General features: G+C 53.2%; 9 protein-coding genes and 2 tRNA genes. 5 read left to right on the forward strand and 6 right to left on the reverse strand.

The features are described from left to right. Positions 1 to 306: 306 nt before the first annotated feature. Together ACTU44_RS10245 and ACTU44_RS10250 are read right to left on the reverse strand one after the other, a co-directional pair. Positions 307 to 1,407 carry a polyamine ABC transporter substrate-binding protein gene (locus ACTU44_RS10245; protein WP_114099868.1) on the reverse strand — a complete coding sequence of 367 codons (1,101 nt, stop codon included), beginning with the start codon at positions 1,405 to 1,407 and terminating at the stop codon, positions 307 to 309. A 224-nt stretch (positions 1,408 to 1,631) separates the two neighbouring features. Further along, positions 1,632 to 2,981 carry a glutamine synthetase family protein gene (locus tag ACTU44_RS10250; RefSeq protein ID WP_114099910.1) on the reverse strand — a complete coding sequence of 450 codons (1,350 nt, stop codon included), beginning with the start codon at positions 2,979 to 2,981 and terminating at the stop codon, positions 1,632 to 1,634. Positions 2,982 to 3,251: 270 nt separating this feature from the next. Between ACTU44_RS10250 and dgcN the strand changes: the two genes are divergently transcribed. The 3 genes from dgcN to ACTU44_RS10265 all read left to right on the forward strand — a co-directional run bounded on the left by dgcN (position 3,252) and on the right by ACTU44_RS10265 (position 6,810). Beyond that, positions 3,252 to 4,256 carry an N-acetyltransferase DgcN gene (dgcN, locus tag ACTU44_RS10255; protein ID WP_114099869.1) on the forward strand — a complete coding sequence of 335 codons (1,005 nt, stop codon included), beginning with the start codon at positions 3,252 to 3,254 and terminating at the stop codon, positions 4,254 to 4,256. Position 4,257: 1 nt separating this feature from the next. Then, positions 4,258 to 5,238 (forward strand): N-acetyl-D-Glu racemase DgcA, encoded by a 981-nt coding sequence (gene dgcA / locus ACTU44_RS10260; RefSeq protein ID WP_114099870.1) that lies wholly within the window; start codon positions 4,258 to 4,260, stop codon positions 5,236 to 5,238. 600 nt (positions 5,239 to 5,838) lie between these two features. Further along, positions 5,839 to 6,810, forward strand: coding sequence for a GGDEF domain-containing protein (locus tag ACTU44_RS10265; RefSeq protein WP_258548805.1), 972 nt, complete (start codon positions 5,839 to 5,841; stop codon positions 6,808 to 6,810). Between the two features lie 807 nt (positions 6,811 to 7,617). Here the strand turns inward: ACTU44_RS10265 and ACTU44_RS10270 are convergent. After that, positions 7,618 to 8,193, reverse strand: coding sequence for a GNAT family N-acetyltransferase (locus ACTU44_RS10270; protein ID WP_114099872.1), 576 nt, complete (start codon positions 8,191 to 8,193; stop codon positions 7,618 to 7,620). Next, positions 8,193 to 9,059 (reverse strand): N-formylglutamate amidohydrolase, encoded by an 867-nt coding sequence (locus ACTU44_RS10275; RefSeq protein ID WP_114099873.1) that lies wholly within the window; start codon positions 9,057 to 9,059, stop codon positions 8,193 to 8,195. Before ACTU44_RS10275 ends, ACTU44_RS10270 begins: the two co-directional genes overlap by 1 nt. 259 nt (positions 9,060 to 9,318) lie before the next feature. On the opposite strand from ACTU44_RS10275, the gene ACTU44_RS10280 reads away from it, so the two are divergent. After that, positions 9,319 to 9,395, forward strand: a tRNA-Val gene (locus ACTU44_RS10280). Between the two features lie 16 nt (positions 9,396 to 9,411). Then, positions 9,412 to 9,488: transfer RNA gene (locus ACTU44_RS10285), tRNA-Val, on the forward strand. 124 nt (positions 9,489 to 9,612) lie between these two features. On the opposite strand, the gene ACTU44_RS10290 is transcribed toward ACTU44_RS10285, so the two are convergent. Beyond that, positions 9,613 to 11,538 carry an alkyl sulfatase dimerization domain-containing protein gene (locus ACTU44_RS10290; protein ID WP_462097365.1) on the reverse strand — a complete coding sequence of 642 codons (1,926 nt, stop codon included), beginning with the start codon at positions 11,536 to 11,538 and terminating at the stop codon, positions 9,613 to 9,615. A 105-nt stretch (positions 11,539 to 11,643) separates the two neighbouring features. Beyond that, positions 11,644 to 12,786: an ABC transporter permease gene (locus ACTU44_RS10295; protein WP_114099874.1), complete on the reverse strand. Its 1,143-nt coding sequence runs from the start codon at positions 12,784 to 12,786 to the stop codon at positions 11,644 to 11,646. Between the last annotated feature and the right edge of the window lie 2 nt (positions 12,787 to 12,788).

Consider the following 12,788-nt stretch of genomic DNA (forward strand, 5'->3'; position numbering starts at 1 on the left):
GTATGTCGGTTCGCTCTGATAACAGGATGAAGCAATTCTACAATCTGTAAAGAGGGGTGTGCGATATTTTGAACAACAACTCGTATATGCCGCCAAAAATGGCAGGAAATGACCTTGGGGTGTTCAGAAAATGTGCATTATTCAACGGGCCTCAGGATGCGGGCTGTTGGTCGGGCAGGTGTGAATATCATCACAGGATCGCGAGTCACATCACGGCCCGGCTGCACATCAAAAAGGGCGCGATCAAAATCGCGCCCTTTGACGTTCAGAAGGTCCGACCATCAAGCGATGGTCGCAACAGATTTCTTACTGACCGGTTTTAAGTTTGGTCCACAGACGGGTACGGGTGCGCAATTCGCGGGGACCCGGTTCGATTTTCGAACGCAGACGTTCCTTGACTTCCTGAGACGGGTAAACGCCCGGATCAGATTTCAGCGCTTCGTCGATCATCGGCATGGCTGCAAGGTTCGGTGTTGCATAGGCGACATAGTTTGCAATGTCGGCTTCAACATCGGCACGCAGGACATAATCGATGAATTTGTGTGCGAGCTCGGCATGCGGTGCATCGGCCGGGATCATCATCACGTCAAACCAGATCAGGGTACCTTCATTCGGGATCACATATTTGATCTCGTTGCCGTTGCCGGCTTCTTCTGCGCGGGCTGCTGCCTGACCAACGTCACCCGACCAGCCGACAGATACGCAGACATTGCCGTTGGCAAGGTCGTTAATGTATTGCGAGCTGTGGAAATAGGTGATGTACGGGCGGATTTTCTCCAGCTCGGCCATCGCACTTTCGATGCTTTCTGCGGTCGGTGCGCCTTCCGGCATATTACCAAGATAGAAGTTCACAAGCGGGACGATCTCGCCCGGATCATCCAGAAGCGTCAGGCCGCATTTGGACAGGGCTTCGGCATATTTCGGATCGAAAATCAGCGACCAGCTGTCAAGCGGCGCGTCATCCCCAAGGACTTCCTTGACCTTGGCAACGTTATAACCAAAACCGTTGGTGCCCCAAAGATACGGAACAGCGAAATCGTTGTTCGGATCGTATTTTGCGGTCTGGGCCAGAATGACCGGATCAAGGTTGCCGAAATTGGTCAGTTTGGTCTTGTCGACTTTCTGGAAAATGCCCGCCTGGATCAGGCGCTGGGCATCGGCCAGGGTCGGGACAACAATGTCGTAACCGGAATTGCCGGCAAGAAGCTTTGCCTCGACAACCTGGTTGCTGTCATAGACGTCGTAGTTAACCTTGATGCCGGTTTCTTTTTCGAAATTGGCAATGGTTTCTTCGCCGATATAGTCAGACCAGTTGTAGATGTTCAGAACATCTTCGGCCTGCGCTGCACCGGCAAAGCCGATCGAGGCAAGCACGACAAGGCTTGAAGATTTAAGAAGAGATTTCATTTCGCTGAGCCTCCCATGTGGCAGCGTTTGAAAGTTTGGTGATCCTGTTGTTTGCTTCCTCCAGGACCCGAGGACACGTCCAATATCCTTCGAATGCATCAGGATATTGTCAAACACAAGATGGAAAATTGTGCATTTTTCGCATCAAGTAAAAAATTAGGCATTTTCGATGCAATAATCTTGCGCCGGGACTTCACACCCGGCGCAAAATTCGACCCGCAGTTTTAAACGTTCAGCAGAAGATGCTCGCGTTCCCATGCACTGATCACGGTCTGATAGGCATCCCACTCGGCTTCCTTGACCGCCAGAACCGCTGCCGAGAATTCCTCGCCAAGCAGCTCTTTGAGCGGCTTGCAACGCTGGAACTTCGCCAATGCTTCATGGATATGGCGGGGCAGGGAATGGGCGCGGTCATAGCCCGAACCCTCGATCGGTGCGGTTGGCTCGATTTCTTCAATGATGCCAAGCAAGCCACAGGCAAGTGATGCGGCAACCGCCAGATACGGGTTTGCATCCGCGCCCGGGATCCGGTTTTCGATACGACGTGCCGCAGCCGGCCCATTGGGCTGACGCAGGCCGACGGTACGGTTATCAAGGGACCAGTGCATGTTGATCGGCGCATCCGACCAGGGCTGCAAACGGCGATAGCTGTTCATGTTCGGAGCCAGAAGCGGCATGGCCGCAGGCAGGTAACGCTGCAGGCCGCCAATATAGTTCAGGAACATCTTGGAGTTCTCGCCATCATCATCGGCAAACAGGTTCTTGCCAGTGTTGATGTCGATCAGACTTTGATGGATATGCATGGCGCTACCCGGATGGTTGCCCATCGGCTTTGCCATGAAAGTTCCATAGACTCCGTGTTTGAGTGCAGTTTCGCGCAGGGTGCGTTTGAACAGGAACGACTGATCGGCCAGTTCAAGCGGCTCGCCATGGTTGAAGTTCATTTCAAGCTGGGCCGGACCGGATTCGTGGCTCATGGTATCGGCATCGATATCCATGGCCTCGCAATAGTCATACAGGTCTTCGATCAGCGGATCGAATTCGTTGATCGCGTCGATTCCAAACGCGTTCGATGCCCGTTCCGGGCGCCCGGAACGTCCAATCGGCGGCTCAAGCGGGTTGTCCGGGTCGGTGTTTTTTGCCACCAGATAAAATTCAAGTTCAGGGGCAATGACCGGTGTCATGCCGCGTTCCTCAAAAGCCTTGAGAACACGTTTGAGAACCCCGCGCGGCGAGGTCGAAACTTCCTCGCCCGAGAAATGATAACAGTCGCAGATGATCTGAGCAGTCGGCTCCTCGTACCAGGGCACAACGCGGATGGTCTTCGGGTCAGGAACCATCACAACGTCTTTCTCGGCGGGATCAAGGAATGCATCGGTTTCTTCGGGATAGCCGCCAGTCACAGTCAGGCAGAAAATTGCCTCCGGGATGGCAAGGCTTTTGGCCTCCAGACCGCGCAGGAATTTCTGCGTCGGCAGGACCTTACCCCTTGCAACCCCTGACATATCGGGGACGATGCATTCGACTTCTTCGATTTTACGCTCAGATAGCCACTTCTTGAGATCGGTGCTCATATGTAGTCGGGCGCTTTCACGCCAGTCCTTCAAAATTGCATTTTCTTGCGTTTTTCGGGCCATTCCCGACAAAATTCACAAGAAAGAATGTTGGTCTTCGAAGATTTTTGTATTTAATTTTCTTATTGTCTTTGTTTTTCGAATTATAGTCGAAATATTGGTGTTATCGTCGAAGATATCAATTCATATCTCTGGAACGCTTCCACCATATTGCGCTATAAGTGCTCCAGATTATAAGGGCAGCGTTTGGACGCTGGTCAAGGAGGTATTATGAAAATCGAACATCCCTATCTTATGTTTCTTGGTGACGCGCCGGACGAACTGGCAGCAAAAACCGCAATCGGCATCAAACAGTGGCGTCCGGAATGGTGCGTCGGTCAGCTCAGCCTTCCGGGCTGTCAGGCCGACTTGGGCCTTCCGGAAATGTCCATTGCCGAAGCAAAGGCAGCAGGTGTTAAGACTCTGGTACTTGGCGTTGCCAACCGTGGCGGCATTATCGGTCCGGCATGGATGGAAACCCTTCTGGCAGCAATCGATGCCGGCATGGATATCGCCAACGGTCTGCATACCCGCCTTTCGACCATTCCCGAACTGGTTGAAGCTGCCGCTGCCAAGGGCGTGAACCTGTTTGACGTGCGTCACTTCGATGGCAAGGTTCCGGTCGGTAACGGTGAAAAACGTTCCGGCAAGCGTGTTCTGGCCGTCGGTACCGATTGCTCGGTTGGTAAAATGTACACCACGCTTGCCATTGATGCAGAGATGAAAAAACGCGGCATGAAGTCCGACTTCCGCGCGACCGGTCAGACCGGCATTTTCATCGCGGGTGAAGGCATCTCGGTTGATGCGGTGATCTCCGACTTCATTTCGGGTGCTGTTGAAACCATCGCACCGGCAAATGATGCAGACCACTGGGACGTCATCGAAGGGCAGGGCAGCCTGTTCCATGCATCCTTCTCGGGTGTAACCATGGGCCTCATCCACGGTTCGCAGGCTGACGCGCTTGTGATTTGCCACGAACCGACCCGTGCGCATATGCGCGGTCTTCCGGGCTACAAACTGCCCGATCTCAAGACCTGCATGGACGTCAACCTGATGCATGCCAAACTGACCAACCCCGATTGTGTAGTCGTCGGTTTTGCAATCAACACCAAGGCGCTTGACGATGCCGCTGCCAAGAAACTTCTGGCAGAGATCGAAGCGGAATTCGGTCTGCCGGCGGTTGATCCGGTTCGCATCGGCGTCGGTCCGATTGTCGACAAGCTTCAGGAGATTTAAGTTGCCCCAGCTTAGTGTGATTTCCGAAGTCTTTCCTCTGGCGCAGGTTTTCAAAATCTCGCGCGGGGCGCGGACCGAGGCACATGTGGTCAAGGTGACCCTGACGGACGGCACGCATACGGGCTATGGGGAATGCGTTCCCTATGCCCGTTACGGCGAAACTGTGGAAGGTGTCATTGCTGACATCAATGCACAGGCTGATGCGCTGTCACGTGGCATGACGCGTCTCGAGCTTCAGGATGCCATGAAAGCCGGCGCAGCGCGCAATGCTGTCGACTGTGCCTATTGGGATCTCGAAGCCAAGCGCACCGGACGCCGCGTTTGGGAAATGATCGGTCACAAGGCCCCCGAAGGGTTGGTGACGGCCGAAACGCTCAGCATCGATACGCCTGACAACATGCGCGAAGCGGCACGCAAAATTGCCCATGCGCCTTTGTTGAAGGTCAAGCTGAATGGTGAAAATGTTCTCGAATCCGTGCGTGCGGTTCGCGAAGGTTCACCCAAGGCCCGTATCATTGTTGATGCCAACGAGGCATGGACGCTGGATCTGCTTGCCGATATCGGCTCGGAACTTGACGGGCTTGGCGTTGAAATGATCGAACAGCCGCTTCCTGCGGGGCAGGATGATGGTCTGATCGATATCGACTGTCCGGTTCTGTTGTGTGCCGATGAGTCGGTTCACACGGTTGCCGACATTCCGCGTCTGGCCAATCTCTATGACATGATCAATATCAAGCTCGACAAGACCGGCGGTCTTACCGGTGCGCTGGAACTGGCAGAAGCCGCTTCCAAGGCCGGAATGCAGCTGATGACCGGGTGTATGGTGGGGACCTCGCTTGCGATGGCACCGGCCATGATCACCGGGGCAATGTCACGCATTGTCGATCTCGATGGCCCGATCTGGATGGCCAAGGACCGGGAAAATGCCCTGACCTTTAACAATGGGGTCATGGGGCTTCCTGATCGTGCTCTTTGGGGCTGATCATCATGTACCGGAAATTGCCCGAGATCGGGCAATTCTGATCCCTGTTACGATATACAAGGCCGCACCGAAAGATCCGGTGCGGCCTTGTTCGTTCGGGAAAGGTCGTTGACAGGCCGATGACCCACGGTGCCGATCAAGAAAGTTGCATTTTTCTTAAAGCGGTGCTGAAAATATTGGTTAACAAATTGTTATTTGTTTTCAGGTGCTTACGTATAGATTTCCAACGGAAAAGTATCGAAATACTCACCGGTCGGGTACTTCCACCTCTAATGGATAGTTGTATCTTGGGTTAAATAAGGGAACCATGATGCTCATATGAGGGGACAGGTAGGGCCCTTTAAAAAACTGAAGCTGGAGCTGTACTGCGTGCTATCTGATCCCTTTAAAGATAGTAGACGCACTGCCGGATCTTTGCGGTGTTGCTATCGTGACTTCCTCTATACGCCAAGGCATGCAGAATTGATGCATTTGCGGCGCAAGGAGTCGATTCAGCTTTCCGCACGTTTTGCCGCTCTTTTTGTTCTCGTTCTTCTGCTGGCGGCCCCTTTCTGGGATCACAGTTTTTCCACCGATATCTGGTCGTCACAGACTGTTATAATGCGATTGCTGGTTGGTTTGGTTGCCTTGGCGGTCATTACCAATCGGGCTGTCAGTGCGCGGTTGCGACGCCGGTTTCCCTATTTGCCGATGTTGATGCTGATCGTTGCGGCCTGTTTGCTCAGCATCTTTTCCGGCAATGATCCCGAATCCACTATCTTGATGCATTCCGCCCATAGTTGTTTGATGCTGGGCCTTGTGCTGATGATTGCGATCATGCCGGTGACCCTGGTCGAGGCGATTTTGCTATCGCTTCCCATCATCGCGCTTTTGATCGTTGGCAGTTACGTCGATCTGGCAACCGGGGTCATCCCGCTTGAAATGCTGTTGTCGGTCTTGCTGCCGCTTGCCGTTTTTTCGGCCCTTGTGCAGCTTTACCGGACGATCATGGCTGCCCAGGAAATTGCGATCGACCCGCTTACGGGCTGTTATACCCGGGCTTTTGGCATGGAAATGATCAAGGTCAGCTTCGATGGTGCGCTTCGCAAACGCGCCCCTTACACCGTGGCCTTTATCGATCTTGATGACTTCAAGCAGATCAATGACCGCTATGGTCATGATTACGGGGATCGCATTCTGGGCGAGGTCGGGGAAAATCTGGTAACCCGGTTCCGGCGATCCGACCTTGTTGTCCGCTGGGGCGGGGAGGAATTCCTTGTTCTGCTGCCCGAGCTTGATCATGCGCGTGCAGCCGAAGTGCTGGACCGTGTTATGGCGCCGGGGCTGGCGGCACTCGAAAATGGTCAGGTTCAAAGGGCCAGTGTTGGCCTCTCAGAGCGGATCGAAGATGCGATTGCCCTGCCGCAAAACCTGATCGAGCTGGCTGATCGTCGCATGTATGAGGCCAAGAAACGTCGCGATCATGATGATATGATCGCCAATAGCCTCTCGGGGCGTCGCAACGCTGTGGCGCGCAATCCCGGTGCTCCCTGCAGTGCCAAGGTTCAGCCTGTTGACCGGACGCTGAACTAGGCTTTCAGAGCTTTCCTGATTTTATTTTGATCCTTGTATTAAAACACCAGTCTTGCTGGATTGTGACAACAGGAACGTGTTTTAGGCGCGGCCAAAGTCATCATTGTGATCGCTTGGGCTGCGGATTTGCGAATCCCTTGGATCATTTCCGGTGCAATTAGAGGCCAAAATAACCGTTCAACGGGAAATGATGGTGGCGGACAGGCGATTTTTGGTCCTGCCTGAAACCAGATTCGCGCCGATTCTCTTTCCGATTGTGAAAATACGCTTTTCTTCAGTGATCAAAAAATAATCTCTGACTGGGGATTTTCAGGGCGATTGACGGGCATTGTCATAAAATTGTGATGAAAAAACGTGCAATAATATTTTTGGCGAAAAAATAGTCAAAAAGCTGTTGCGTCCTCCCCGGCAAATCGGTAATGTTCATTTGTGCGCTGCGGTAGGACGCAGTGCATTCCGGCGAGCGACTTGTCGCTCGTTTCTTGGACGTTTCCTCCCTAGACTTGGGCCGCTGTCACAGGCGGCCTTCTTTTTTGCCTGAATTCTGCCGTTTCGGTTGATGGTTGTGCTTGAAACTAACCGATTGGTCCAAAATCCCCCTGCTCTGAAAATATTATTGTGCGCTGCAAATCAATTTCCGGTTTTGCTGATGCGGTTGTGTCTTTTGTATGTGTGAACTCTTGTGTACCGCAGGATGCTTTTACCGAACATCGCGCCCTGTTGATTCGGTTCAAGTGTTAAAAAGGGCGCCATCACAGTTGTTTCTGCAATGGCGCCCTGGAATTCGCGGTTTCGAATGTTCTGAGATTACTTCTCTCGGGTCGGGTTGCCTTCGGGAATCGTGCCGTCACCATCCCCAAGCCCGCGCTGCATGATCACGCTATCGACCCAGCGACCGAGTTTGAAGCCCGCCGATTGCAGGGTTCCGGCAACCCGGAAGCCCAGACGCGCATGCAGGCCGATAGAGGCTACGTTGGCACTGTCACCGATCACTGCGACCATCTGGCGATAACCGAGCGCTGTGCACCGTTTAATCAGCTCTGAAAGCAACGCGCGACCCGCACCCTTGCCGACGACATCTGGTGCGATATAGATCGTGTCTTCGACCGTAAAACGATAGGCCGGGCGTGTACGATAGGACCCGGCATAGGCAAATCCCTCAACCCGGCCGTCAAGCTCTGCGACCAGATAGGGCAGGCCGCGCTCGCGCACATGTTGCCAGCGCGATGTCAGTTCGGCGATTTCCGGGGCGCGTTCCTCAAACGAAGCCAGCCCATGCAGGACATGATGGCCATAGATTTCAGTGATGCGCTCGAAATCTTCGGGTTCTGCGTCACGGATCACCAGATCGTGCAAAACAACACTGGTCGCGGTATCGGTCATTAAAGCGGGTTCCCGTCGAGATCATGGAAGGACGCAATCAGATTGGTCATCTGGTCGCGCAAAACGTCAAATCCGCGATGCGGGGTGATTGTGGCTTCATCCATGTAAAGCGCGCGCGACAGCTCGATCTGAAGACTGTGCACATGCTCCTCGGGGCGGCCGTAATGGCGGGTGCAATATCCCCCGGCATAGGGGTCATTGTGCGCCGGGCCAAATCCCATATCGCGAAGACAATCATCCACAAACCGCGTCAGTGACGGGTGGCATGATGTTCCATAGCAATCGCCAAGCACCAGATCAACGCGGTTTTTTGTGCTGTCGGTGGAATCGCCGGGCATCGAATGGCAATCAATCAGGATGCAATAGCCAAATGTATCGCGCGTCTGCTCAATCAGCTTCTGCAAGGCCCGGTGATAGGGACGGTAATAGGTATCGATGCGTTCGAATGCTTCTTCGACGGGCAGGCGGCCTTTATAAATCTCGACCCCGCCACTGACCACACGTGGAATCGACCCAAGTCCCGAAAGCGCGCGCATCGAATTGATTTCCGCATCATGGGGCAGGTCGCCCTCGAACATGCGCGGATCAAGTTCCATCGCCGCCCGGTTCACATCGACATAGGCCCGCGGGAAGGTCGCGCACAGCAGCGGCGCACCGAGTTTCGGGGCCGCGCTGAAAAGCTGATCGACAAAGGCATCTTCCGATGCGCGTAATTCAAACGATCCGATCCGTGCGCTTTCAATCAGATCCTGCGGGTATTGGCGCCCCGAATGCGGGGATGCAAAGACCACAGGCAAGGTCTGCCGTGGCGGCAGGATAACAGTAGCAGGCCCGCTAGAGGCAATTTCCGAAGGCAACTGGTTCATTGTCTTTCGTAATGTCCATCCCTGAATGGGTGTGTTGAATGTCCCGCGGTCCCCAAAAATCATATTGCACCTGATCAGGGGCAATATGTTCCTCTAGCATATGGTAATTGGAGCAGAATTGATGAAGATTTTTTGTCAAAAAACCATTTCTGGGGTTGCGCCTTTGTCTGCCTTGGGCTAAATACCGCCTCGCCGACGCAAACGGCACAGACCAATCCTTTCGATATGATCGGGGCGGTCTTCTGAAAGATGGATTTGCGGGCCTATAGCTCAGTTGGTTAGAGCGTTCGCTTGACATGCGAGAGGTCACAAGTTCGAGTCTTGTTAGGCCCACCATCTTTCACACCCATAGGGGCCTATAGCTCAGTTGGTTAGAGCGTTCGCTTGACATGCGAGAGGTCACAAGTTCGAGTCTTGTTAGGCCCACCATTCCCACCCCGCCGGGTTGCCGCGCGGGGTTTTGTGTTTTCTGGCTCTGTGTCTGACCCGTCAGATACCGAAAAAAAAGCCCCGGCTGGTGTTGCCGGGGTCTGTGCAAATGGGCGCCTGTTGTTTATTGGGCTGTCATTTGTGCCTTAAGTGCGCGAAGCGCCGGGTCGTTTTGCCAGTCATAGACCGGATCGAACTGACCAAACCATGCAACGATATCTGCACGGCTTCCCTTGGTTATTTTGATCGCCCCTTGTTCGATAAGATCATCGACAGAAGCCAGATTGTTATAGATAACCGTCCAGTCTTCCGGGCTCAGAGAAATGGCAAGATCGGAGTTGGCTTGTTCTTTGGCTGGCTCGGAAATGAAGTCGACAAGACTTTCACGAATGCGAAGTCCGAAATGCTGACCCTTTCCAAAATCAAGTGTCAGCAACTGATTGGTTGTTGCTGACCGTTCCGGGTTAATCCGCACCCGATAGTAATTCACATAATCGCCGAGGTTGGATTTGACGGATGCGGCATCGGCAGGTACGGCCGAGATGATTGCAACTTTGCCCTCAAGTGCCAGTGCGTCGGATAGATACCAGGACCGGCTGTTAGTCGACGTGGTACGGTAAGCCATCTGGCGCAATGCGTCGGCTTTGATCTGGCGGTTTGTCCCGGTATTGTTGTTTGCCACAAGATATCCGGCAATTTGAGCAGACCAAAGATAATCGCCGTCCTGATATGCCTGCTGTGCCTTTTGTTGTGTCGCCACTTCGCCGCCCATCGCATCAATCATGCGGGCTGCTTCTTCTGCGGGATGCAACTTGTTCAGGGTTTCGACGCGGTTATTGTCAAATTGCCCGAAAATGGCGGTGTAAATCCGCGGAGGCATGGTCGAGATTTCACCATAGTTCTGAACAAGTATCGGCGCTTTTTCCAGTCTCTCGGGGAGTTTTACACTGTAACGCAATTCATCCGGGCTTAGTCCCAAAAGAATGCCTTTAAGGGTCTGGTCAAGGACATAGGCGAGGCCATCACGGTAGTTCTGTAAACGGGTTTCTATCTTGTCAGCACCGCTTAATGATGTGCTGTGGGTACTCAGAAGGATATCCGGTTTCAAGTTTCTTATGAAATCAAGCGCGTAAATCCATCCATTCGGATCGCGATAGCGTCCACCACGGGCGCTATATATGTTGGGAAACCATCCCCAAAGCACATTGTTCATGACCAGTTTTTTGCCGGGTATCCACACCAGCACCTGATTGGTCGTGTCGGTGCCGATATCCTCTGTGTAAAAGACAACATCAAGTCCGGCGACCTTCATCGTTTGTCCATGAGTAACGGTCGTGTTTGCCGGGACAAAGCCGCCAGCACCGGGAATGATTGTGTTTTTATAACCGCTATCGGGGCCATCCTTGGGCAGATAGAGGTTAAACTGCTGCACTGTTCGCGCGTAAAGAACGCTGGAGACTTCCGGGTGTGCAGCGGCAACCCCGCCGGTCTTCGCAAAAGCATCATTCAGGTTGCTGTGTGCGATGATTTTGATGTCGGTATTGCCGCGCTCGGCCTCGCGATCGATGAAGACTTTTGCGCCATTCACATAATGTTCATGGGAATAGATGATGGCGCGGATCGGTGCGTCCGATACGGATCGCAACATGGTGTAAAATTTATTGCCATCGTCAAGATTGTCGCCGGTGTCATAGACAATCAATCCCTCCGGCCCCAGAACGGCGTGGCTGTTGACAATGCTGTGCGTTCCAAACGTCCACACACCGTCTGCGACTTCGACAACAACATCCTCGTCATAAGATGTCCGCATCGGTGAGTCGCTCGGCAGGGACCAGTAATCCACTGTTGGCTGCGCAACTTTTGCACCGCTATCTATCTCAAAAAGCGGTGTCGACTTGGCCCCCATATAGGGCGAAGGATATGTATCCTGGGCGTGCACGTTGTCGGTTGTGACAATAACTGATGCGCCAATAGAAGCGGCAATGCACCAAGATGCCAGACGTGTACCATTTCTGGTAAAGGCTCTTCTTGACACCGTTGAGGGGACCATTGGATTGCTCCTGTTCCAGTTCTGTTTGACTGCTATTGGTATTATAGGTTGGGTTGCGCTGATGTAAAAACTATTTTCGGTGGCTTTCGTGCTGTCGTCTGGGGCTTAACGCATCTGCGCAATACTTTTCCTGAACCGCATGGCGCTAAAGGCAAAAAACGCACTGGCAATTACAAAGACCAAAAGGAATTCCGGCCACACCACATCAATGCCCGCCCCGCGAAACAGGATGGCCTGCGCATATTTTACGAAATGCGTTGATGGGGCGATCTGCATGATGTTCTGAAGGGTTTCGGGCATGCTTTCAAGCGGGGTCGTTCCCCCCGACAGCATGCGAAGCGGCAGGACGACAAGGATAAACAGCAATCCGAATTGCGGCATTGATCGGGTCATGGTCGCAAGGAAAATGCCAAGTGCGGTGGCAAAGAACAAATACAAGACCGTCCCCGCCATGAATAAAAGCTTTGATCCGATCACCGGCACGCCAAGCACCAGCTGAACCACGAAGATCAGTGACAGCATACTGGCAATCAGGATCACAAGGCCGTTGGCCCAGACCTTTGCCATCATGATTTCAAACGGATCAAGCGGCATCACCAGAAGATGTTCAATCGTGCCATGTTCGCGTTCTCGAATAAGGGCCGCCCCCGAAAGAATGATCGACAGCATCGTGATGGCATTGATGATTTCCATGGTCGCCGTAAACCAGGAACTCGTCGCATTCTGGTTATAGGCATAGCGTGTGACGATCTGTGCCGCACTATCCGTATTGGCCCCCGCATAGGCCGATTTTCCCCCCAGCCAGCTTGAAACTTCCTGTGCGATGATGTTGCTGACATAGCCCTGACCGATCCCGGCCTGCATCATGGCCGTGGCATCGATATTAAGCTGCACTTCCGGATTGCGCCCGCCAATCAGATCGCGCTCAAACCGTGGCGGGATAACAAGGACAAAGGTGAAGGCACCGCTATTCATTGCTGCATCCAGATCACGCTCGGCAATCTGCACCGGTGTCTGGAAAAATGGCGGCAGGAAAGCATCCCGAATGCGAAGCGATATGGCCGATCCGTCCTGATCGGAAATTGCAATCGATGCATTATTCAGGTCATGCGAAAAACCGGTCGCCGCGTTATAGATCGCAAATGAAAACGCCCAGACGATCAGGGCCATCAAAACGACATCGCGCCTGAGACTGTAAAGCTCCTTGATACCAAGGCGATAGATATTGCCAATCCGTCTTGAAAACATCG

It is taken from the genome of Thalassospira sp. SM2505, assembly GCF_054901115.1.